The sequence below is a fragment of the Mesobacillus selenatarsenatis SF-1 genome (genome assembly GCF_000813125.1).
Lineage (GTDB): Bacteria > Bacillota > Bacilli > Bacillales > Cytobacillaceae > Mesobacillus > Mesobacillus selenatarsenatis.
Map to the genome: position 1 here is coordinate 1 of NZ_BASE01000083.1, position 24,541 is coordinate 24,541.

21 protein-coding genes and 1 riboswitch are annotated in these 24,541 nt (G+C 42.0%); of the genes, 2 read left to right on the forward strand and 19 right to left on the reverse strand.

The genetic code is table 11. The features are described 5' to 3' along the window. Positions 1-41: 41 nt before the first annotated feature. The 4 genes from TY49_RS16865 to TY49_RS25295 all read right to left on the reverse strand — a co-directional run bounded on the left by TY49_RS16865 (position 42) and on the right by TY49_RS25295 (position 4,778). The gene (locus TY49_RS16865) at positions 42-1,127 is read right to left on the reverse strand and encodes a hypothetical protein (RefSeq protein ID WP_041967080.1); all 1,086 of its coding nucleotides are present in this window, start codon (positions 1,125-1,127) and stop codon (positions 42-44) included. 184 nt (positions 1,128-1,311) lie between these two features. Further along, entirely contained in the window at positions 1,312-1,887 is a 576-nt protein-coding gene (locus TY49_RS16870; protein WP_041967081.1) for a YflT domain-containing protein, read from the reverse strand. A gap of 134 nt (positions 1,888-2,021) precedes the next feature. Next, entirely contained in the window at positions 2,022-3,164 is a 1,143-nt protein-coding gene (locus tag TY49_RS16875; RefSeq protein WP_041967134.1) for a trans-sulfuration enzyme family protein, read from the reverse strand. Positions 3,165-3,241: 77 nt separating this feature from the next. Further along, positions 3,242-3,347, reverse strand: a riboswitch (SAM riboswitch). A gap of 102 nt (positions 3,348-3,449) precedes the next feature. Beyond that, on the reverse strand, positions 3,450-4,778 hold the full coding sequence (locus TY49_RS25295) for a CBS domain-containing protein (protein WP_232310475.1): 1,329 nt from the start codon (positions 4,776-4,778) through the stop codon (positions 3,450-3,452). Between the two features lie 179 nt (positions 4,779-4,957). On the opposite strand from TY49_RS25295, the gene TY49_RS16885 reads away from it, so the two are divergent. Next, complete coding sequence (locus TY49_RS16885; RefSeq protein WP_041967082.1) at positions 4,958-5,824, forward strand: YitT family protein; 867 nt, start codon at positions 4,958-4,960, stop codon at positions 5,822-5,824. Positions 5,825-6,166: 342 nt separating this feature from the next. Here the strand turns inward: TY49_RS16885 and TY49_RS25440 are convergent, their stop codons facing one another. The 4 genes from TY49_RS25440 to TY49_RS16905 all read right to left on the reverse strand — a co-directional run bounded on the left by TY49_RS25440 (position 6,167) and on the right by TY49_RS16905 (position 11,824). Further along, a complete protein-coding gene (locus TY49_RS25440) occupies positions 6,167-6,301 on the reverse strand; it encodes a hypothetical protein (RefSeq protein WP_260983522.1) in 135 nt (44 codons plus the stop codon). Positions 6,302-6,325: 24 nt separating this feature from the next. Next, positions 6,326-7,813, reverse strand: a complete 1,488-nt coding sequence (locus TY49_RS16890) for an amidase family protein (protein ID WP_041967083.1) — start codon at positions 7,811-7,813, stop codon at positions 6,326-6,328. Positions 7,814-7,978: 165 nt separating this feature from the next. Further along, positions 7,979-9,121: a DEAD/DEAH box helicase gene (locus tag TY49_RS16900; protein ID WP_041967085.1), complete on the reverse strand. Its 1,143-nt coding sequence runs from the start codon at positions 9,119-9,121 to the stop codon at positions 7,979-7,981. Between the two features lie 315 nt (positions 9,122-9,436). Next, on the reverse strand, positions 9,437-11,824 hold the full coding sequence (locus tag TY49_RS16905; protein WP_041967086.1) for an immune inhibitor A domain-containing protein: 2,388 nt from the start codon (positions 11,822-11,824) through the stop codon (positions 9,437-9,439). A 410-nt stretch (positions 11,825-12,234) separates the two neighbouring features. On the opposite strand from TY49_RS16905, the gene TY49_RS16910 reads away from it, so the two are divergent. Further along, entirely contained in the window at positions 12,235-13,287 is a 1,053-nt protein-coding gene (locus TY49_RS16910) for a M20 family metallopeptidase (RefSeq protein ID WP_041967087.1), read from the forward strand. Positions 13,288-13,322: 35 nt separating this feature from the next. Here TY49_RS16910 and TY49_RS16915 read toward each other — a convergent pair whose 3' ends face one another. From TY49_RS16915 to TY49_RS16965, 11 genes are all read right to left on the reverse strand, one after another. After that, on the reverse strand, positions 13,323-14,501 hold the full coding sequence (locus tag TY49_RS16915; RefSeq protein WP_041967088.1) for a hypothetical protein: 1,179 nt from the start codon (positions 14,499-14,501) through the stop codon (positions 13,323-13,325). A gap of 136 nt (positions 14,502-14,637) precedes the next feature. Further along, on the reverse strand, positions 14,638-15,846 hold the full coding sequence (locus tag TY49_RS16920) for an HD-GYP domain-containing protein (RefSeq protein WP_041967089.1): 1,209 nt from the start codon (positions 15,844-15,846) through the stop codon (positions 14,638-14,640). A 235-nt stretch (positions 15,847-16,081) separates the two neighbouring features. Next, positions 16,082-17,302 (reverse strand): ATP-binding protein, encoded by a 1,221-nt coding sequence (locus TY49_RS16925; RefSeq protein WP_041967090.1) that lies wholly within the window; start codon positions 17,300-17,302, stop codon positions 16,082-16,084. 177 nt (positions 17,303-17,479) lie between these two features. After that, the gene (locus TY49_RS16930; RefSeq protein ID WP_041967091.1) at positions 17,480-17,836 is read right to left on the reverse strand and encodes an SCP2 sterol-binding domain-containing protein; all 357 of its coding nucleotides are present in this window, start codon (positions 17,834-17,836) and stop codon (positions 17,480-17,482) included. Between the two features lie 117 nt (positions 17,837-17,953). Continuing rightward, entirely contained in the window at positions 17,954-18,745 is a 792-nt protein-coding gene (locus TY49_RS16935; RefSeq protein WP_041967092.1) for an ABC transporter permease, read from the reverse strand. An 11-nt stretch (positions 18,746-18,756) separates the two neighbouring features. After that, positions 18,757-19,545 (reverse strand): ABC transporter permease, encoded by a 789-nt coding sequence (locus TY49_RS16940; protein ID WP_041967093.1) that lies wholly within the window; start codon positions 19,543-19,545, stop codon positions 18,757-18,759. Then, positions 19,520-20,545 carry an ABC transporter ATP-binding protein gene (locus TY49_RS16945; RefSeq protein WP_041967094.1) on the reverse strand — a complete coding sequence of 342 codons (1,026 nt, stop codon included), beginning with the start codon at positions 20,543-20,545 and terminating at the stop codon, positions 19,520-19,522. Before TY49_RS16945 ends, TY49_RS16940 begins: the two co-directional genes overlap by 26 nt. A 282-nt stretch (positions 20,546-20,827) precedes the next feature. After that, complete coding sequence (locus TY49_RS16950; protein ID WP_052442218.1) at positions 20,828-22,363, reverse strand: SulP family inorganic anion transporter; 1,536 nt, start codon at positions 22,361-22,363, stop codon at positions 20,828-20,830. A 135-nt stretch (positions 22,364-22,498) separates the two neighbouring features. Next, the gene (locus TY49_RS16955; RefSeq protein WP_041967095.1) at positions 22,499-22,795 is read right to left on the reverse strand and encodes a DUF5658 family protein; all 297 of its coding nucleotides are present in this window, start codon (positions 22,793-22,795) and stop codon (positions 22,499-22,501) included. A 138-nt stretch (positions 22,796-22,933) separates the two neighbouring features. After that, entirely contained in the window at positions 22,934-23,563 is a 630-nt protein-coding gene (locus tag TY49_RS16960; RefSeq protein WP_041967096.1) for a TasA family protein, read from the reverse strand. A gap of 71 nt (positions 23,564-23,634) precedes the next feature. After that, a complete protein-coding gene (locus tag TY49_RS16965) occupies positions 23,635-24,531 on the reverse strand; it encodes a TasA family protein (RefSeq protein ID WP_041967097.1) in 897 nt (298 codons plus the stop codon). Positions 24,532-24,541 lie beyond the last annotated feature (10 nt).

Below are 24,541 nucleotides of genomic sequence, written 5' to 3' on the forward strand. Positions count from 1 at the left end.
GCAAGATTAAATAATGCAGCCAGCTTTTTTACATTCTCTTTTTAACCATCGATCACTTCATTGGCACATGGAGGGGTGACAAAAGAATATTCAATCGTAACACCGATAATCGTTCCGGATCGATCTTCTATTGGAGTCAAGCCCGTAACGACAACTTCAGTATTTTCACAATCTGGTTCAACACAAGGCGGCTCAACAGAAGTATCGCCTATACAGGTGAAGCAGTTTTGAATCGCCGTTCCCTCATCCTGGCAACACGCAAAAACTGGTTCCTCTACACAGGCACCTGAACCCAGCAATGGAATCATCGGGACATTGAAGATGACCTGGAAGTCAAATTCCTGCCTCCAGCGCTGTACAGGCACACAACATTGCAAGTTGGTATTGCAAACATTAATCGTCTCCAGCACCTCGCATGTTCCATCCATAACACAGTCACTGACGTCACCAATACAATAGGCGACTCTCACATCTTCTTCCGTGCCTCCTAATGTGAAGCAATCAGGGAACAGGACATCGCAGGTGAAATTATTGTCTTCTTCACAAATACACGGATTATCACAAACACATGCTGGTGCACAAATTTCTCCGCAGCGGGACATGGTTCCAAACTTCAATTGAAAACACGCTACTTCTGCCGGGAGATTCTCAGGGATTATGAACGAAAATCTTTGTGTTGTCCCTGGCTCTAGTTCTGGCTCACCCTGTGGATTCAAATTATCAAATTTCAGCCCTACTACATTTGTGCAAGGGTCAGTTATTGGACACGGGAAATTGGGGTTTGAAGAAGGGAACAAACAGTCTCCAGGTGTCGTTGGAACAGGAATATTCATTTCATCTGCCGGAAAGATATCCCCTACAAAACATTCAAAATCACTGAAACATCCTTCAAGTTCCAACACCCAGTTGCTCAGTGCATTCTGAGCATTGATGTTAGTAATTTGGTAATCCCAGCGAAACCCGTCTGCAACAGGGGCCACTCCCAAGAACGTTACCACATACAATGGATTTGCCATCGAATCCAGCACAGTATATGAAGAAGGAGCTGTACAATCGACTGGCTGTGGGTCTGGCGGGCAGTGACTGCCGCCGAATCCTTGCTTTTGTTTCTTGCCTTTAAAATTCATGCCTCTCATCCTTTATAGTAGAATAAGGACAAAATCTCCTCATTACTAAACTATGCAAGGTGTTTTTCCATGTATAGGTGGATACCTTTGCTGCAGTAATATTCATGGTTGATTGATATGAATTCCACATAAATGCCAAAAGGCTGCCAGATTTTTCTGGCAGCCTTTTTATATGACATGGTTATTAAAAGTCGCGTGTGTTATCAAAACGAGTGTTGGCAGGGTTGTCCGAAGTAAGCGGTGCATCAACTGGATTGCGAGTCCTTGTGCCATCTAAGGCATCAACAGTTGTGGCATCATTATTCAGGCCAACTCTGTTTTCGTCGCGCTCGACAACAACTAGAATCTTGCCCTCTTTTACATAGCCTTCGTAGCGTTCAGCTTCATCTTCCGGAATACCCATTCCGATCAGTGCTCCAGCTAAACCGCCAGCACCTGCGCCTACTGCCGCGCCAGTAAGTGTCGCAGCGATTGGGCCTGCAGCGACGATTGGTCCTATTCCAGGAATCGCTAGTGCTCCGATGCCTGCCAATAATCCAGTAAGGCCGCCTAATACGCCGCCTGTTGCCGCACCTGCAGCAAGACCTTCCTCAGTCTTTGTACCGGTAGCTTCGTTAACATCGTGAACCTCATCTTCGTTCTTACTGATAACCGAAATATCATCGGTTGCGTATCCCTGTCTTTTCAGGTCCTCAACAGCCTGGATTGCGTCTTGCTCATTATCATATACTCCAACAAGATGTTTTTCATGTTCAAACATAATAAAAGCCTCCTTTAGACGAGTAGTCCTTTTAAAAATACCCGCATATAGGAGGTGTAAACCTTATGTCGAACGATTATTGGCTGTTGTGGTGACCGGAGACAGCCTTTTTCAAATCAGAGATAGCATCCAAATTATTTCCCTGCCGCTGCAAGTGCAGCTTCAAATTGCTCGATAATGTCATCGCTATTTTCAATTCCAACCGAAATCCTGACTAAACGATACGTAATGCCAAGCTCCGCCTGCGCCTCTGGCGGCAGTGCACGATGGGAGGTTTTTAGCGGATGGGAGACAGTCGTTTCAACTCCCGCAAGTGTTGGTACAATTTTTACCCAGCCTAGCGATTTGAAAAGTAGATCGGTATCCACGTGTTCTGCCAATTCAATCGTAACAATCGCGCCGAAACCCTCTTCCCCCTCAGAAAACGGGTAATATACCTTTGCTACATTCTGATGTCCACTCAGACTATCAGCCAGCAACATGGCATTTTTCGATTGAGCTTTCATTCTTAACGCCAGAGTCTTCAACCCTCTGCAAGTCAGCCACGCTTCAAATGGACTAAGGTTCGCACCCAAATTCACAATTCGAGCCCGCGCTTCAGCAATCAGTTCCTTTTTTCCAACGACGACACCTGAAGTGACATCACTGTGCCCGCCGATGTATTTCGTCGCACTGTGGACGACCAGGTCAGCTCCTAGTAAAAACGGGCGGACATGAAGCGGAGTAGCGAATGTATTATCCACCAAAACGGTGAGGTTCCTTTTTTTCGCCAGCGCGATAACTTCCTCTAACTTTTCAACACGAAGGAGCGGATTCGTGATGGACTCCGTGTAAAGAAGCTTCGTATTGTGTTTGATTGCCTGTTCGACTTTATCCAGGTCAGAAAACGATACAAATGTCGTCTCAACTCCAAAGCGTTCAAGCTCAGCTTTCAGCATATGGAAGCTTCCGCCATACACATCGTCGGCTGCAACGATATGATCGCCATTCTTCACTACTGCCAGTACCCCCGCTAAAATGGCAGCCAAACCAGAGGAAGCAGCTACCCCGTCTTCCGCATGTTCAAGCGCCGCTACAGATTGACCGAGTTCATCTGTATTCGGGTTCCCAACCCTTGAATACAAATAACTTCCTTCTCCTTGATAAAAGCCCTCAAGCTCATCAAGATCATTAAAAGTAAAAGCAGAGGTCTGATAAATCGGTGTCGCCTTGCTTTTGATTCCTTTTTGCTCCGTATGTATGGAATGAAGTACTTCTGTTTCAAATTTGTTAGCCATTTTGTCACCTGCTTTAAGAATTTTTAGTATAGTAAAAAACCTCTCCAAATCAGGAGAGGTTTCTATCCGCATAGCCTCTCTTATCTTCAGTCTGCAATCTTCAGGACTTAGCACCTTTAATTCTGAAAACATGAAGGCTGCCGGGCTTCAAAGGGCCTGTCCCTCCGCCGCTCTTGATAAGAGTTATTTCGGTTTTGAAAATAGTTTTAATAGCTGCAGTATATCAATTTAGCCATGATATCGTCAATGAACTATTCGTGAAGAAACTGTTCAAGTGCCTGTATGTCAATCTTCAGGATCGCTGTCCAGCAGATCCCATGGCGTAATGACGCCAATCGGCTTTCCATGGCGGTCCCCAGTTTCCGTGATGATGACCGCCTGCAGTTTCTTGCCTCTAGTATGGTAGCGCTCAAACAATTCTTCAATATGATACAGAGACGCATCTTCATCAACAAAGGTCACAAAGTAATTTTTCCCTTTCGTTAACAGCTCTTTGACACGGACATCCTCGAAATGGACCACACTGTCGGAAAAATGCTTCGCCATCCACTGGATGATCTCTGTTGAAGTCAGCAAGGCAACATACTTATCATCCTTGTCATAGACAGGGAATCTTGTAAAATCAAACTTATTGATGACCTTTAGAACATCTTTAAGATAGGCATCCTCATAATAGTAGAACACCGGACTTGTTGCGATTGACAATGCCGTCTGCGGCTTCTCAAACTCCTTGCATATCTCCTCAATCCGTTCGACCACCTCAATGTGAGGCTCAGCAATATAATAATCTGCATTCACACGCTCATGGACAATCGCATTCCGAAGCTTCGCAAACTGGTGCAGCTCACTTTTATATTTACGCACCAATGAATGGTTTTTATAGCCGGAATACAGCAGCTCGACAAACGCATCGCTGTCCGTCCCCTTCACCATCTCCTTCAACTGTTTGTGAATCCTGTTAAATGCTGTCTCGAACTTTCCGGACTGCTCCTTATGCTTTACGTCGTGGTCTTCTGAAGTTTTAGCGCCGAAATCGGGATTCTGATTTGATGAATTCTTCCAGCCTTCATTCTTACGATTTTTTCCGTTGCCGTTTTTTGTTTGGTTGGAAGATTGTATGTTATTGCTGTTACCGTTTTTCGGTTGATTCGAAGCTGATTTGTCGTTCCCGTTACCGTTATTGGATTGATTGGATGCTGATTTGTCGTTCCCGTTACCGTTTTTCGGTTGATTCGAAGCTGATTTGTTGTTCCCGTTACCGTTATTGGATTGATTGGATGCTGATTTGTCGTTCCCGTTACCGTTTTTGGATGGGTTACCATTTCCATTGGCGTTCTGTTGAGATGATGACTTGCTTTTATCGTTTTTGGAATGAGAATTACCTTTTTCTTTTTTTGATGGATTGGATGGCTTTCCGTTTCCAGTTCCATTATTGCCATCCTGCTTTAGGTTATTTTCATCAACCCGCTTCAATCTGTTTTCCTCCATCTCCTGCGGCTTAGGATTAGTTCTCATATATGACTTTCTTTTATTGTTACCAGTCTGATGATTCTTCTTATTTTTTGAACCAGACTGATTATTGGATTTATGTTTAACCTGAGTATTGTTAGCCAAAATAGCCCCTCCGTAATTTCAATTAACTTCCCCTTCTCATTACCCCATTTTATGGTTTTACTAATCATGGATATATAATGTAAAAATACCAGATAAACTTTAAGTTTGATACAATAAGTATAGTACATACATGACTAATTCCCAGAAGTTATTTTTAATAGAAAAGGGTTGGATATTCAGTGGCAGCAACGAAGAAAAAAAGAGTGATTAAAGAGGTTACACAGCTTGTGACGATAACAATCGGGGCAATTATCGCAGCATTCGGGCTTGATATGTTCCTTGTTCCTAACGCGATCCTTGACGGAGGGGTCATCGGACTTTCGATTATCGCAGCAGAATTGACTAACATCTCGATGAGTATTTACCTGATTTTGTTCAACCTTCCTTTCCTTTATATCGGGTATAAGAGGATGGGCTTGAAATTCACGCTTCGCACTTTATATGGAGTCATTATTTTATCCGGCGCGACTGCCTATTTACACCACTTTGAACCTGTGACGGATGATTTATTTTTAGCAACCATCATCGGCGCGGTTATCCTTGGAACGGGTGTCGGTTTGGTCATCCGGGCAGGCGGCGCACTGGATGGAACCGAGATCATTGCCATCCTTGTCAGCAAAAAGCGCACCGTTTCTGTCGGGCAGATCGTCATGGTCATGAACTTGTTCATATTCGTCCTGGCAGCTTTGCTCGTGTTCAGCTGGGAAACAGCAATGTACTCAATCATCACCTATTTCATCGCCTTCAAGATGATTGACGTCGTCGTCGAAGGGATGGAAGAGCTCAAATCAGTTACGATCATTTCAGACGTCCCTGAAGAAATCGCTGAAGCATTGCTCAAGCAATTAGGCCGCGGCATGACCTATATTCAGGGCCAGGGTGTTTTTTCAAACGAACCAAAGAAAATCATCTATACTATCGTCAGCCGTATCGAATTATCCACCGTCCGCTCAGTTGTCGATGATATCGATCCAAATGCGTTGGTCGCGATTGAGAATGTCGCCGACGTTTCGGGCAGTAACTTTGATAAGAGTGGCGGGCATTAATTAGCCGGTAGAAACTTGTTGATTTAGCAGTTGGTCGAATAATTATTGAATGTGGTCAAAAAAATCAAAAATTCGCCAATATATTTCTAAATGTGGTCGAAATAACTTCAAATGTGGTCGATATATCGAGAAATGTGGTCGATAAATTCATTTTTTCGCCAATAAAATCTTGAATGAGCTCTATCCAGGACTGCTTTCCACAAATGTATTAACGAATGTGACCAGTTTTTCGTGCCTGTTATCAAGTTTGCATCCGAATATTGCTGATTTATCTTATTTTCGATATAAAGCAGCTATAAAAAGTGCCCTGGCGAACAAATCGCTGGGGCACTTTGCTTTTAATTAATCAATCGGATTGTTGAATTTCTTTTCTTTCTGGCCGGTTGTGAATTCGACTAATTCTTCGGGTGTGTTGTTGCCTTTTTTCTTGTTGTTGTTGCGCTGGGCGTTTCCGTTGCCGAGCTTTTGTTTACCCATTCTTCCTCGCTCCTTTTGATGGATTCATGAAGTAGTATGGATTTTTCCCTCGTCGTTTATTCTAAGCTCAGGAGCACGGCGCACCAAGGTTGCCTGCTCATATGCATAGGCAAGCTTGATTAGCAATGGTTCGCTGAAAGCAGTACCCGTGAAGGTGATGCCGACCGGCTCTCCTTCTTCAGTAAAAGCAGTAGGGACGGTAACAGACGGGTAACCTGCCTTTGAGCCAATCGTGGAGCCATCCATTGGAAAAAGCACTGCATCGGCACCATATTCCTTCAGTGCATAATCAATTCCCTGCTCCCTTGCCATATAAAGGTTATACTCCAGTTCTTCGAGGTATTCACACTCAGTCAATGTTCCGCTTGTTGCTTCAGATTCCAACAGCACCTCCTGTCCGTACTTCAGCATTTTCTCCCCATGCTCATAATTGAAAGCAATCACGTCAGCAAGCGTCCTGACTGTAACACTCGGTGCAAGCCCGTTCAGATAAGCGTTCAAATCTGCTTTGAATTCATAGCTCAGAACCCTATAGCCCCACTTAGCCTTCGTCGCTGGGATTGCTGCTTCAATTACCTCCGCGCCGAGCTCTTCCATTTTTTCAACCGCTTTTTGCAAAATTTGTTCCTGTTCCTGAGTCCATTTGCCAATATACTCTTCCCTGACAACAGCAATTTTCGCTCCTTTTAGTGCTTGAGTATCGAAAAGAGAATCATGGTTGAATTCAGGTAAACTCACCATCGTTGCCGGGTCTTGAGGATCCTGGCCAGCAATCGCTTCTAAAAGATAAACTGCGTCCTTGACAGTTCTCGCCATCGGGCCGGCAGTATCCTGCGTGTGCGCAATCGGAATGATGCCGCTGCGGCTGACCAGCCCAACTGTCGGCTTGATGCCAACCAGTGAATTTTGCGAAGCTGGGTTCAAAATTGAGCCATCTGTTTCTGTTCCTACCGCTACTGCGGCCAAGTTGACGGCGATTGCTGCGCCGGAACCAGCACTTGAGCCGCCGACATCAAATTTCTCGGATCCGTACGGATTGAGCACCTGGCCACCGCGGGAGCTATAGCCGCTCTTCATGCCATTCGCCATGAAATTTGCCCACTCAGTCATATTCGTTTTTCCAAGAATGACTGCGCCTGCTTCCCTTAGCTTCGCAGCAACAAAGGAATCTTTCCGGGCAAACGAATCCTTCAATGCAAGCGAACCAGCACTGGTATGCATTTTATCGTTTGTATCAATATTATCTTTTATCAGTACCGGAATGCCGTGCAAATCGCCTCTTGGACCTTTCTGCTTTCTTTCGCCATCCAGTGCAGCCGCAATCTGAAGAGCATCAGGATTCAGTTCAAGCACTGAATTGGTTATTTTATCGAAGGCAGCGATACGAGCCTGGTACATCAGGACAAGGTCATGCGAAGACAGCTCGCCTTTCCCCATTTTTTCCTGCATCTCATCAATCGTCGCTTCTGGCAGCCACTCTGTCATCAATGTATTTAAACGTGGATTTTTCAAGTACAACCATTCCTTTCAAGGAGGCATTTCAGCTGTTGATTTTCCAACGGCTTTAACAGAGCCTTAAAAAATAAACTACGGAATATATATTCTGATTGTTTTACAAAAAAACCTTTAAAAACAGTAAAAAAAGCTATAGGAAAAAGTCCTATAGCTTCGAAATAATTATTCTGGGTCAACAATTTTACCACCGTAAAATTCTTTTTGCACTGGGGTAATATTAAGTGCATTGCAGAATCTTTTCAAATCGCGTTCTTCACGTTCGTTGACGATTGAGATGACAGTCCCCTCCGCGCCAAAACGGCCTGTGCGTCCGGAGCGGTGGACGTATTGATCCAGCTCTCTAGGGAAATCGTAGTGGACAACGTGAGTGACACCTTTAATATCCAAGCCACGCGCTGCGACTTCAGTGACAAGCAGCATTTCGTTTTTGCCGTCGCGGAACTTATTCAAATGACGCTGGCGGTCCTGCTTGCTTAAATCACTATGCAGTTGTCCGACGTGAATGTCCTTGAACTTCAGTTTTTCAGCAGCGATGGTCAGGTTCGCGATATCCTTGATGAAAACAAGTGACTTCGTTCCATCCAGGCGGGCAATCTTTTCGAGGACTTTGATTTTGTCACGCTGCTCGCTGACAAAGTAAATATGCTCTACTTTTGCTGCATCGATCGTTTCGTCCTTTTTTACATTGATGATCTCCGGATCATTCGCCAATCTCTTGATTGATTTTTCGACAGTCTCGGGAAGAGTTGCTGAAAATAATAATAGCTGCCTTTGATCAGCAAGTGTCGACTTTACAATACTTTTTACCGTTTCATTATGCTCGGGGGTTAGAAGCTGGTCCCCTTCATCAAGGACGACTGTATGGACTTTGTGCATTTTCAGCTTTTTCTGTTTGATCAGTTCATTCGTCCGGCCGGGAGTTCCGACAATGATATGCGGGCTCTTTTTCAGCTTGTCAATCTGGCGTTTTAGGTTGGCGCCGCCGATCAGGCTTGCCGATTTGATACCGCTGCCTTCTCCCCACTTCTGGATTTCGGACAGGATCTGCATGACAAGCTCCTGTGATGAAGCGAGGATGACTGCCTGTGTATTCTGCATATTAGCGTCGATTTTATTTAAAACAGGAAGCAGGTACGCTAAAGTTTTACCCGTACCAGTCGGGGATTCCCCTACGACATCTTTTCCTTCTATTATTAATGGAATCGCCGTCGTCTGGACAGAAGTCATAGTCTCGAATCCAGCATTCTCCCAGGCCTGCTGCAGGAACGGTTTCAGTTGTGCGATAATTGGTTGAGTTTCTGACATGATTTTCTCCTTCAGTTAAACATTCTAGTATTGATACTAGCTAAAACACGATTATAAGTCCAGTATTCCCCGGAAAAATGGAGTTTTGCACCTTTTATTATAGATTGTTTTTTGCCTGATTTGGTTTTATTGGCGATTTTTATTTTTTATTGGTGATAATTTAATTTTAATGGCGGTTTTCACAACTTTATTGGCGATAATTTGAATTTATTCGCGAAAATTCGATTTTATTGGCGACTTGGAAAAAAACACTGATTTTTTCCAATTACAAAAAGACATCGAGCGAGAAACCGCCCGATGTCTTTAAATTTATTCTTATTTATGGATCCAAACTGCACCAGCAGAGTTATCCTTCGCTTCACCGATGACCTGGAACTTCAATCCGTAGTTAGGCAGCTTTTTACCTGCATCCGGAATCAGTTCATTGATGTACTTATTAGAGTCATCAAATGTTGTCACACCAGGCAGTCCTTCATAGTCGAATACTCCACGTGATGGAGAATCCACTGTCCAGGCAGGTGCCTTGTCCAGTGAGAATGCTGCGTCAGCGATTTGGTAACGCGTGCTACTCTTTACAGAATCTTGTCCATTAAGTGTACCCACGATTGCTTCAGGATGTGAGTCAACTACACCGATGAAGCCTTCGCCAGGGTGGACGCCAACCCAGTTGTCTGTAAAGCTGTCGTCACCGTACCAAACAACCATACCAGTGTTGTACTTCACGCCGCGGCCGGCAATCAAGCCTTTGTCAGACCCAGCGTAGTTCCTCCACTCAAGGTAGTAGAAGTGGTCTTTATCGAACAAACCATTTGTTGAGATAAAGCCATCAAGAGTCACTTGTTCAGCGCCTTCTGCATCGTCAGAGAAAGCAACTTCTCCATCAACAGTCAGGCTCAGGTTGTCCATTGCGAAACCTTCTGGAGCAAGACCGCCGTCTGTTACATAATCAAAAGTCAATTTAACTTTCTGTCCTGCGAACTGGCTTAAGTCATAAGACTTGTCTTCCCACTGCCCTTGAGTTGTTTCCATGCCGCCAGCAGTGTTTTCGTCTCCGATTACATCCAACTCAACTTCCGTGCCATCTTCTGTTACTGCGTTTACAAATACATAGTCATAATCGAATTCTACTTCGTACCATGCTTTGTAGTCGAAAGTAGCTGAAGTTGCAGCTGTCAGGTCAAATACAGGTGTTTCCAATGCAGTGTGCAGGTCATCACCTTTTGTGCTGTAGTAGTACTTCTCACCGAAAGCCGGCTTGATGCCTTCTACCTTTTTCTTAGGAAGGTTGACTTTTACAATGCCGTTATTCCTTGACTTTGTAACGCTCTGATCGATGACTGCTGTCAAACCATTTTCGTCGATGTCTTCATAATCTACTTCCGTAATGTTAGCCCAGTTGCCGCCCATGATTTTCTGGAAGTATTCCTTGTTCTGTGGAGAGAAGCTTGTAGGCTCTGTCCCTGCTACTGCTCCATTCCAGCTGCCGCCGCTCATGATTGACCATGATGCAACTGGCTCGCCTTGTCCAGTGTATTGTGTGTCATACTCATCTGGAAGACCTAAATCATGTCCAAATTCGTGTGCGAATACACCAACTGCTCCGTCTTCAGGTTCGATTGTGTAGTCGTAGGCCGCCATTGATCCGCCCCAGTATGGTACTTGCGCAGTTCCTTCAGTTCCTGGAACTCTATGAACCCCATTCAATACCCAGCGATGTGACCAAATTGCGTCATCACCAAGTGCTCCGCCGCCAGCTTCCTGGCCGACACCAGCGTGAAGGACCATCAAGTGGTCAACAAGGCCGTCCGGCTCGTTCTGGTTTCCGTCGCCGTCTAGGTCATAAAGATCGAACTGGTCAAACTCAGAAAGATCAAGACCGCCTTCAACTGCTGCATTCAATGCATCTTTTACAAAATCGCGAGGTCCTGTTTCACCATTATTATCATGGCCGCCTTCAGGATTGTCATCACCATAGTCAGCAGCATTGCCAGGTACAGTCACCCAGTCAGTTACATGTCCGTCAACTGTGTAGCTGCCGCCAGATTGCTCTTCATAGTATTGCTTGAACGTCTGAACCTTTTCACCATTGAATAATGTAAACTCTTCGTCACCGAACAGCATTTTTTCATAATGCTCGCGGCTGAAGTCGTCTGAATACATATAGCCTTCTTCTTGCTCAATGCTATTGTGCTTGAAGTCTGCGAATTCCGCTAAAAGAACAAGAACCTTGTCCTCTCTGACTTCACCATTGTATGGAGCCTGTTTTGCAGGATCCACTTTAGCGTATCCTGTCGGCTTGCCCTTTTTAAAATTGTCATGCCCTTTGTCAAGCTGCTTAGTCAGCTGGTCTTTTTGCTTTGTCAAAAAGTCCTTGGACTTCTTTGTCATTTCATCTTCAGCAGTGTGCTTGTCTGTCTTGCCTGCTTTAGCGCCCTGCTTCTTCTTGATATATTCTGTTACCGCTTTGTTGACTTCTTCCGATGAAGCGCCTTTAGCGATCAACCCGCGATCCTGCAAAGCTTTTGCCAGACGATCTTGGTCAACGATATTCAAGTCTATAGGTGCAGATACAGGAGCTGTCGCAGCTGCCACACTTTTAGGAGCTGCAGTTGGTCCAGCAAATGAACCCGCAAATAAAGTAGAAGCGAAGACAGCACTTGCCGCCACGCTTGAAAGAACCTTCAACGAACTTTTCTTCTTCAAAAGATAACCTCCTGCTATTTTCCAAGTTTCGATTTTTCATATTTTCTGAAGAATCTGATTCAAATTGTAGCAAGGTTTTAAAATATTGTAAATTTTTAAAATATAGTAATATTTATCTATTACGTCAGCTGTTTTCAGTCTCAAAAACTTAATTTTAAAATGAAACTGCGTCATTCCTCCTGTTTTCATTTTAAATATAAGTGTAAATAAAACTATTTTAATAAAGTTTTATATTGGGAAATTTTCTTCGTGTCTCTAAATTTGATTCGAATGGACTAGCAACATATTAGTGATTTCTCAAAAATAATTAAGGAATTACTCTAATTTAATTGGTACTATTTACATTAAAGATTGAATTCCACTGCCTGTGGTAATGTATTATAGAACCTTTTTCAAGGAGTGTTTGAACAATGAAGGAATTATTAAAGGAATTGATCCTGATTGACAGCTCCACGAAGGAAGGTGCCAATCAGGCGGTAGAGTTTTGCAAACAATGGCTTATTGAGCATGAATTAAAGCCTAATTTGATTGAAAACAATGGATATAAAATGCTGGTCTGCGAGATTGGCGAGGGAGATCAAACGATTGTATTCAACGGCCATGTTGATGTAGTCAGCGGTAAAAAGGAGCAGTTCGTGCCTGTTGAAAAGGATGGCAAAATATATGCCCGCGGCGCGGCGGATATGAAAGCTGGCGTAGCAGCGATGATGGTTGCGATGAAAGAATTGCAGAATCAAAAACTCGGAGTGAAAATCCAGCTTCAGATTGTTTCGGACGAAGAGATTGGCGGCAAAAATTGTACAGGTTATCTTGTGGAAAATGAATACCGTGGGGATTTTGTCATCTCCTCTGAACCGACTCAGCTGGGGATAGCTCTGCAAGCAAAAGGTGTTTTGCGGCTTGAAGTCGAAGTCACCGGAAAATCGGCTCATGGCAGCCGGCCATGGGAAGGCGAAAATGCGATTGTTAAGGCCTACCGAGTTTACGAGAAACTACTTGAATTGCCTTTTACTAAAGAAAGCTCAGAGTTTTATCAATCACCATCTATTAATCTTGCCATCATCTCGGGTGGTGAAGTTTTTAACAAGGTACCTGATCACTGCGTTATGTCCCTTGATATCAGGTATCTTCCTGGGCAGGATGCCGATTCGATTGTGCAACAAATCAAAAGTATTTCAGATGGAACAGTTACAGTCGGCCTGAAAGGAATCCCAGTCGCGACAAAGCACGATGATCCATTCATCAGCCAGCTGAAACCAGTTTTGGAAAAACATATTGCTGGTGAAGCAGTGATCTTTGGTCAACATGGGGCCGCTGATACCCAGTTTTTCGCAGCACACGGAATTCCAGCAATCGAGTTCGGGCCAAGTGGAGCGAACTGGCACGGTGATGACGAATTTGTCGAGTTGGAATCGCTTGAAAAGTATAAAGATATTTTAATAGATTACGTTAAAACATATTAAAGCCTAAACGAAAAGACAGCCACCCGGCTGTCTTTTTAACTGCTTAAACGATATTTCTTTGTCCATGAGTAAATCAATAAACCCGAAACTAACAATATTTGCAGCAAAAAGACAACCGAATCCCAAAAACGGATGCTCGTAATTGGTTCAAAGAAACCCGGCAGCATGATTTCATTTACAGCGAAAATCAATTGTGGGATGTAGTAGTAAGCGGTGATGATTAGGGTGAGCAGGATGCCTATTATATAGAAATAAGCATATCTTCTTATCACCTTCTCTTCTCCAGAAAATGACACAGTTGCATGGCTTGTTTTTATAAATGGAATCCTTTTACTCAGATAGTGCTGGCCGTTTTCCATTAAATTATAACAACCAGTGATATTTTCAATAATATAATAAAAATCCGTTTTCATAAAAACGCAAAGTTGATAGATAAGCCTTATTAGAGTATTAAAAACCACAATACCTAAAACACCTGAAAGAAGTCCGTCTGTACTTACAAGTAACAGGATTAATGAGGTGAAAATCACCACAATATCTATGTACATACCAGCATACAATAACTTATTTCTTTTTTGTGGCGGCAACTTCCAAGCCTGAGTCAGGTCTGTCTCAAGTACAGCAAAAAATAGTCTATGACCCAGTTCAAGCTTAGCATTCAAGCCTTCTCCCCTGATCGCAATAATATGTCCAAACTCATGGAGTAAGACTAAAATCAAAGTTATTAAAATTATGGCTGCAACATTTTCAATCATTAATTCAAAAATAAAAATATCCTTAAAATGTGGAATCAAACCTGGATCAAAAATAAACATCATTATACTTGCAATAAGCATACCGACATATATTTTTGTTGTAGTATCATTGAAGAGTATTTGGCCCAGCCTTTCAGGAACCCACTGAAAACCTGCATCTTTTTTATTTACAATATTAATCGATACTTTTTCACCATCTAGTTCGCACACAATTTCCAGTTCTACCAATTGATTAACAAATTCAATTATATCGATCTCTTCATCTGCGTATTGTTTCTTCAGATTAATTTCAATCTCATTTAAAGGTACATTATCCTGTATTAATTTAATAGCTTCAATACATACTTTTGGCATTTCATAGAATTCGTTAGTAATAGTATCTTCTACAATATAGTTCTGCTTTTCTTCACGAAAGACTAATTGATGAAGTTTAAGCTGGCTATTATAGGTAATTCCCATAATTACCCCACCTCTTACTGCACATTTTATGCAATTAAATAAGGATGCTTAAAAAAGCATCCCTTCCATTATGGCATGATTGGAAGATAGTTACACCACCAGCAAGTAGTTTTCACTTTATTTAATTTACGGATCTTCATATTGTCACCCCCTTTTTTACGGACGTATCAAATAAATTTGCTGGTAAATCCATAGATCTTTGATATTTATCGTGAAATTCAACCCATGTTGAAAAGATCTCTTTAAAAACTTCAACCAAATGAGGATCAAATTGAGTCCCTGCTCCAGATAATATACGGTCATATGCCTCACCTACTGGCATCGCAGATCGATATGATCTTGAAGAAGTCATTGCATCAAAGGCATCAGCAATAGAAACAACTCTTGCTAGATAAGGGATATCTTTACCACTTAACTGCTCAGGATATCCTTTGCCATCCCATCTTTCATGATGTGATTTTATAATATCGATGCCATCCCCTATACCATTCACTTTTATGATTGCCTCAGCCCCAACCTCAGGATGGGTTTTGATAATCTCATACTCTTCCTTTGTCAACTTTCCAGGTTTCATAAGTATATGGTCCGGGATATTCACCTTACCAATATCATGAAGCAAGCATGCATAATAAAAAGCGTTCAATTCTTCCTTGGAGTATTTACCTGTTGCGATAGCTAGCATATGAGCATATTGCGCAACACGCTCACTATGTCCTTTGGTATATGGATCTTTTAGTTCAATAGTGGCAATAACCCCTTTAACGATACCCTCGAGTTGCGTATCATATGATGTTTTTATCGCATCAACATAACCCATAAATCTCTTCAATACAACGTAAGCAATACCAGACAATACTAAAATTAGAATTAATGGAAAAAGCACCTCATTTGTACTAAGCAAAATGCCTATAAAAAGGTATTTAAAAAGCATGCCGTTAAAAACAACCATGAAAAATCGTTTATTCACAAAGATTGGCGAAAATAAGATTAAAAAGACTTCAACTACATTCCCGCTCGCATACTCCATTGAATTTCCCCAATATGTAACACCGTCATTTACAATTGAAAGAAGGACGAAACACATGATAAAAATGTATTTTATCGAAGATGTTCGGTTTCTTTTATTTAAATAATGAGCAATTGGAATAAGACCAAGCATAAAAATATAATACCAATAGCCAAAAGCACCCGGTAAACCAGGCTCAATATGAACAATGAACTTTTTATATATGTAATAATAGAAAAAATCATATGTAATTGAAATACTGTAGAAGAGCGCTAAAAACCAAGTAATAGCCCTTTTTTCTTCATGGTTTAAGCTAGAACTTTTCCCTGTTGAATGCATGAGAGTACCCCGCGTTTTCTGTCAATTAATTGAATCATTGTTTACATTCATATCGCCAACATTTTTTTCTAGTTTAATAGTTTTATTGAAATAAGAAAAAAATGAATCATTTTACCTATTTTATAATTTGTCAACTTTCGACAATTTTCTTTATTATAAACCAAAAGGACTATTTATTAAAATAGTCCTTTTGGTTTATTTATTGGATATATTTTCATTATATAGACATAATTTATTAGGATGGTATATTTATAGTGACCTGCGTTCCTTTACCAAGCGCACTATCGATAACTATACCTCCTCCATGTTCTTCAATAATTTTTTTAGTAACCATTAACCCCAAGCCGTTTCCACTTTGTTTAGTTGTATAGAAAGGTTCTCCCAACTTAGCCAGTTTGTCTGGTTCAATCCCACACCCTTCATCGATGACGGAGACTTCAACCATATTATCTTTTGTTTTAGTTCGAATGGTAACAGTACCACCTTCGGGCATTGCTTCCATTGCATTTTTTATTAGATTGATAAAGACTTGCTTTAGTTGGTTTTCATCACATAAAAGGACTGCAGAATCTTTCGTATCAAGAATTATATCGATATCCTTTCTCTGGGCGTGTGGATCAATTACGGATATTACGTATTGAATAATCTCTTCAATTTTTTTTGGTTTCTTTATTGCTGTATTAGGTTTTCCTAAAATTAAAAGATCATTGACAATACCGTTAATTCTATCAATTTCATTTAACATTATCGGGTAATACTGATCGTCCCCTTTATCCTTTTCCTGCTGAAGCTGGGTAAAGCCTTTAAGTGCTGATAATGGATTTTTAATTTCATGTGCTACAGCCGTTGCCATCTGACCTATGACAGCCAGTTTTTCTTTCCGCCTCAAATCTTCATAAACAGATTTAATCGCATTTAAGTACGATTGAAACCGTGTTAACAATATCCATGCAATGATCGCAATAAAAATAATTAAGGCCATTGGAATGAGTACTTTAGGTGATTGAAAGATTACTCCCATAATCATGTATTTAACAAAGAAACCAAGTGTCATAGTCCAGAAGAATCTATTACTTACAAATATTGGAGAGAAAAGGATGAAGTATATTTCTAGTATATGCCCACTTTTAAACTCATGATCCGTACCCCAATAAATTAAGAAGTTATTTATAAAGTCCACAAACATAAAAACAAAGAAATAAAGATACTTTACCTTTTCAGGATTACCCTTTTTTACCAGGTACATAGCTAAAGGTAATATAGCAAAGAGAATAATGTGAAAGAGAAAACCCATGCCTTGAGCAGGAAGGCCAATATCTGTTTTGTTAAAATATGGAATTAAATAATAATAGATGAAATCATATGGTAATAGAATGAGATAGAATATCGTGAGAAAGTACTTAACCGCTTTAACTTCCTCGTATAATAAAGCCGTATTTTTTCTTAATTGGTCCATAAAGGGAATCTCCTTAAATTTCGCACATTGATAGCCTTATTATATCAGGATGTGTCACATCTTGTTACTTTTTGTCTCATCACGCGGGTGATTTTTAATAAATATTTTTTATGGATGGTAAGGAATTTTTTATAGATTGAAAAATGGACCAGGCGATTAGATGCCTGATCCATTTCTTTATGCGGTTTCGCTTAGGTTGTATTCATTGAGGATTCCTTCGAGTTTGAGTGCGAGTCCCATGCTGCCCTGGATTTTGAGTTTCCCTGTCATGAAGGCTGCTGTTCCGTTCAGCTTGCCCATGATCATCTTCTTGAAGTTTTTATCTGAAAGCTTCAGGGTGCAATCTGGAGTGCCCTCATTTCCTTCGACCACTCGGGCTGTTCCGTCGGAAAGAAAGAGCTGGAATGTTCCAGAGTCGTCACCTGTAATATCATATTGATAAACAACATTCATGCCTTGAATCGGCTTTGGTCTTTCTTTCATGACCCTTTCGATTTCCTGCCATACTTCTCTGACCGACTTATTTTCCAACATCTTCTCCACCCCTATCAACCTATTTATTTCCATCATACCCGACGGAAGTCCTATTGAGCAATCCGAAAATGAACGTATTTTCTGATAATTCCCTGTATTTTACGGGTTGCTTTTAGCTTAACTGCCTGTACTTGCGAAAGCCTTCAAGCCTCTATTCCAAAATGCATAGGCAAGCACGCAGCAGACAATCGCTGCAACCGGGGTCCAGAGCGCAAATTCTTTATATCCGGACTTGTCGATAAAATAGGCCGCTGGATAGAATGCAGTGAACCCGTAAGGAATAATCCATGTCAGGAACATGCGGATTCCCTTATGATAGATAGTCAACGGGTATCTGGCAAAGTCGCTCAAGTTGAAGACTGCCCATACAATCGGCAGGCTGTCGATCATCCAGAAGCTGAATGTCGCGAAAAATAAGTTAATCGCCACGAAAATCAATCCGGATGAAATGATCATGATAACCAGCATCGCAATTTCCGCTGCTCCCCAAACGAGGTCAAGCTGTGGAATCGCTGTTCCCAGGATAATCAACCCGATAATCAGCTGGCCAAAGCCATCCTGATGCAGCCGGTCCGCAACAACATGAAACAACGGATTGACTGGCCTGATCAGCAAACGGTCGAGCTTTCCCGGCCTGATATATTGCCAGCCAAGCGTCCATAAATTATCAAAGAAAATCTGGTGAATCGAACGGCCCGTTGCCGCGATTCCATAGATGAACAAAATCTCGTAAAACGACCAGCCATTGATCTGCTCAATGTGGTCGAACACCACTTTTACAAAAAAGATCGAAGCAAACTGCTCAAGCATGACCGAGGCCACACCAATCAGAAAGTCAATGCGATACTCCATCATCACCTTCATATGGCTCTTCGCAAACTCCCAATATAATTTCGTATAACGACGCATAGAAACGCCTCCTAACCTCCAAAAATCGTAATCTGTTTAATTGCCTGAGACCAGATTCCCCTTACCAAGACATATAATGAAATGAGCCAGAACAACTGGACTCCAAGTGCCATGTAAGCCTCCGTTCCGGTGATCAAGCCGGAATAAATTGATACAGGCAGATAGACCATCGCCTGGAACGGCAGGAACTCGGTAATCGTTCTGAGCCAATCCGGAAAAAGCGTAATTGGTACAAGTGCACCTGAGAAAAAGGTAATCAGCGTTTCCTTCAGTACCCTGACACCCCAGACATTGACCGTCCAGAACGCGAGTACGCCGACAAGAAAATCGAAGAACGTACCGATCCAGATTCCCACCAGCGCACTCACTACGAATAGCAAAATCGTCTCTGGGGATTTTGGAAAGCTCAAATCCATAAAGAAGTAAGCAATCAATATCATCGGGATCGTTCCCTGAATCAAATACATGACTTTCTCACCCACATCAACTGCGAACATTTTAAAAATCATATCGTAAGGACGCATCAGCTCAATCGCTACCTGCCCCTCCTTGATATTCTCCGCAAGCTCATTGCCGACACCGCCAACAAATCCCTGCAGCAGCATCGCAATCACGATGTACGTCAGCATCGTTTCAAGATTGATATTTTGAATCGTTGTCTGGTTCGCGTAAACCGCCTGCCAGAAGAAGTAAATAATCAACAGCCTCATCACTGAAGCCAAAGTCCCGGCCCAGTACCAGGCGGAATAGGCAGTATTCTCCTGCATCCGTCCTTTAGCTATTTGCCAATACTTTCTCATGCTCTCCCCCCTTTTCCTGCTTGTTGTAGAGCTCCTCTACAATCGTCTCGATCTTAGGATCAGCAATATTCAAATCTCCAATTTCATACATGCTCATCATTTCCGAAATGACGAACGAGCTTTTCACACTTTCATGGTCAAAAGAAAGGCTGACCTTCGTTTCTTCCTCATTCGGTAAAACTGCTGCCTGACCGATTAGTGCTGCAGGCAGTACGAACTTTTCCTTATCTGCCAGCTCAAAATGGATTACCCTTTGCTGTCCGAATTGCTTTTTAATTTGCTCAAGCCCACCATCGTACAAAATCGTACCACCATCAATTATGATGATCCGGTCGCAAATTTCCTCGATGTCCTGCATGTCATGTGTAGTCAGCAGCACTGTTGTGCCCCAGCGCTGATTCATTTCTTTGATAAACTTTCTGATTTTCACTTTCACGGCAATATCTAGACCGATCGTCGGCTCATCCAGGTAAACAACCTTAGGCCTGTGAAGGAAGGCAGCAGCCAGTTCACAGCGCATTTTTTGCCCAAGCGAAAGCTGTCTGACCGGAATGCCGAGCAACGGCTCCAGGTTTAACACCTCCGTAAACATGGCGACCGTTTCCTGATACTCCTGCTCCGGAATCTCGTAAATATGCTTCAAGAGATTATAAGATTCACGCACCGGGATATCCCAGAACAGCTGCGTCCGCTGCCCGAATACCGCTCCAATGTTCACCGCGTTCTTCTGCCGGTTTTCATATGGTACCAGCCCGTTCACCGTCACCTTGCCAGACGTCGGTGTCAGGATTCCCGTCAGCATCTTGATTGTCGTAGACTTCCCAGCACCATTCGCGCCGATATAACCAACCGTCTCACCCTGCTCAATCGTAAAATTAATCCCCTTCACCGCATGCTTCGTTTCATACTTTCTGTTAAAAAGAGACTTGATTGCTCCCTTTAGACCAGGATCGCGCTTTACCAATTTATATTCCTTTTTCAAATTCTCAACTGTAATCACTTATATCACTCCCAAGAACATACATTCGATTTTTAGACACAAAAAAACCACAGACATCCCAGTCCGTGGTTATGCATTTATTTTAACATGACAAAAATAAGCGCTACTACACACAATACAGGCAGGCCGAAGGTAAAACATATGAAATTGTTGTTGCTGTTCCATTAGTTGTGTTAATCATTTCGACTGCCTCCTTAGGTTATTTGAATACTTTCATATTGTACCTGTTAAAGAAAATTTTGGCAACGATATTATAAAAAAATATACGGAGCCTGATTTTACTCAGGCACCGTGAACTAGTTTGTTATGAAACTTTAAATAAGTGATTAATTCTTCCTTGGTTTCAAAGTGTCCTGTTGCCCCAAACTGCTGGAATATATTCATCTTTCTGAGGATTCCGCCAAGGTCAAGGTCGTTACCGACAAGATAAAGGTTCTGTCCTCGCTCTTTCAACTGGTCCTTAAGCTGCAGCAGAAGCAGTGCACCGGAAGCATCAACAATCGTTACTTTTTCTATATCTATAACTATATCAGGATTGCAATCCGAACTGATTGTCTTGGTTATTAGCTCTGTGGCACCAAAGTACAGCGGTCCTTCCAGGCTGTATACCATTAAGCCGCTTTCCGTTTTACTATTAATCTTGAAACCTTCCTCACTCATCCGCTTCATGAAAATCAGCGCACTCATGACAATTCCGACGCCAACCGCAACCATCAAATCAATTGCGACTGTTAAAACCATCGTCACAAGCATGACCCCTGCATCTGTGCGCGGCTCATCCTTGAGGATTTTCAAGCTGTCATAATCGAACATTGTAATACCTGTCATGATTAAAATCCCCGCTAGGACTGCGAGTGGAATTTCTTCTGCAAGTGGTCCGAATACCAGCATGAACAGCAGTAAGGCAACACTATGGACCATAGCTGATAAAGCAGTCTGTCCACCACTTCTTAAATTGACTACAGATCTGACTGTCGCCCCAGCACCTGGCATTGCACCGAATAATCCAGCGAGGGTGTTACCGATCCCCTGGCCAATTAACTCTTTATTGCTCTTGTGCTTTGTACCTGTCATATTATCCATGACAACAGAAGTCAAAAGGGAGTCAATTGATCCAAGCACCGCGATGCTTAATGCTGCAGGGATCAATTGGATGATGACACCCAGGTCTGCAATCGGCAGATGAAGTTGTGGCAGCCCTTTCGGAATCTCGCCAATCCTTTCCGCGCTGTCAAAGAAAATAAAGTCGTTGATAAATGGCAGTGTGAAATGGACAGCAGGCAGTACTTTTTCCAATAGAATTACTGCCACTGTACCTATAATCAGAGCCATCAAGCTTGGAGGGATAATCTTAATCCACTTCATCGCAACCAGCATAAAGACAATCGTCAACAGCACGACTAAAAAGCTGCCCGTTACATACTGCAGCTGCCCCATGATAATGATGATGGCAATCCCGTTCATAAAACCGCTAACTACCGGTAATGGAATGAATTTTAAATAATTGCCTGCTTTCAGAAGCCCAAATACAATCTGAAATAGCCCACCCATAAACGCGGCAATGAACGCATACTCCAGCCCCTGAGTCGCCACAATCCCAGTAAAGATAATCGTAATCGGACCAGTCGGACCCGTCACCTGCCCCTTCGTCCCGCCAAACAAAGCAGCAAAAAAACCAGTAATAATGGCACCATACAAACCAATAATGGCCCCATCCGAATTACCCGTCGCCTGCATCCCAAAAGCCAACGCAAGCGGCAGCGCAACAACCGAAACCGTAATCCCGGCCAGCAACTCACGCTTCAGGGTTTGAAACATGTTTGATACGCCTTCTTTCTTATTAATATAAGAAAATTATACGCCTGTTAAAATGGATTCTGAATATGAAAATAGTAAAAAGAAGTGAACATTTCGAAGGTTATTTTGAAGAATTAAAACAAGTGATCTGACTGATCAAGCAAGCTGAATTAGCCAGAAGCTATGTAAGCAGAAAACAGCCGTATAAGAAACAGAAGCGAATACCGTTAGTCCTTTGATTAAAAATGAACGAGGGACTTTCTTAAGTAAGATGAATAATAATAGGAAAATGGAGAGAGCAGCTTTTGTCGATATGAACACTAAAGGGTTAATCTCGTATATTGCGTGCATCAGCGGATTCAGTTCGGAGATAAGTGCATACTTGAGGCCAAACCAGGTTACGGCTCCGTCGAGGAGGTTCAGGATGGCTAGATAGTAGAAAAGGAGTGTCAATGGAATTCACCTCATTGGTCTTTTAAAAAATTTCGATGTATATCACATTGTTTCCCCTATACTCAGGAATAAGAACTGGCAACCCTCAATTTATCGGACATAAAAACTGACCATGACACTCTTCTGTCAGGGTCAGTCTCAAGTCGGATTAATATCCTGGCGCCTCCTATTCAATACGGAATACAAGATAAAACCACCAATTATTAATGCAGCACCAAGCGCCATCAAGTTGAACATTCCAGTAGCCGTGTTTGGAAGTTTGGGACCATCGACTGGCAATACCCCACCCATTGTACCTTCTACATAAAGTTTAAATTGGAATTCAGCTCCCAGACCTTGAAAATCGTTTCCTAACTCAAAAGGAATATCAACCGTAAAAACTAATTTCTCCTGAGTACCATTTTTCAAGCCACGGGCGTCTAACTTATGAAAGTCCTTTAACTTCCCTTCATATAGAACCTTGTTACTATCACTCACTTTTAAGAGTAATTCATTATAGAATTTTTCAGATCCTGTAACAAAGTTATTAGAAAACAAATAGTTAAAGTCCTGTTTTCCATTATTATGGACAGTAAGAATTTTAGTTATTCGATCTCCTGGTTTGAGGTTGCTGAGATTAAAAAATATTTTATGAGGACTTGTTGCAATGTCTATTTCTTTTTGTGTAACCTGATTAACAGTATCGTTTTCGTTTGATACTGCATTAGAAGTGGCAGGTAAAATCAAGGACAAGAAAGTAATGATTATGGTTATGAAGAAATTCCTCATATTATGTTTCCTTTCCATTTTTTTAAGGAAAGGCAGGTAGACCCTGCCTTCCAATTAAATGTTAATAAGGATTAGTTACCATTATTTGCACGTTCGTTAGTTTGAATGTATCCTTCTTTGTCAGCACCTTTAAGTCCAGCTCCAATATCGCTGTCAGTTACTTCCTGACCTCCCCATTGTCTTGCTTCGAACTGGAAGTTTACAGTAGCAGTATCGCCTTGATATTTATTTTGCACATAGGTACCTTTATCATTTAAAGTATTATCTTTGACGAACTCTATTGAAATTTCCACTACATCATCGTCATTAGGATTAACAGGTAGCCCAGTCCATTCATTAGGATTAATGGTAGCTCCATTTATCCGACGAGATGCTGCATCAATGTAAGTATGGTCTACTGCTCCCCACACATTAGAAAGTGCAGTATTAATATCAGCTTGCGTAACACCATCATTTAGTTTGCTATCATCACCTGCTAAAGAACCAGATGCTAAGTAGAAATCTCCTAACCTTACATCCTTATCAGCAGGAATGAGTTCACGAGGGAATCCGCCAGAACCACCTTCAGCACCTACCTGCATAACTGTAACTCTGAATTGGTTCAAATACTGAACAACGTTATTATCTCCCCATGTATCATCATCTTCATAACCAGCTTCACCCTCTGCTGGTACGTAATCGGCAAACTGGACACTCTCAATTGACATCAACACATCTCTGATTGCAAGGGTACCGCTGTTTACTAATTTGATATTCCTTGTCATTTTATCTCCAGGTTTCAAATCTGAAATTTGGAAATTAAAAGGTTTATTTTCATATTTTTTTAAATCCAGCTTTAATGTACCTGCTTCCATCCCAGCAGAAACCGTTTCAACATCGTTAAATGCTGCCCATGTTCCTCCTGCAACTAATGAAAGACCAAGAGTGGCTGATAGCGCACCCATTGTAATTTTTTTCTTTAAACTCATTGTCTACTCC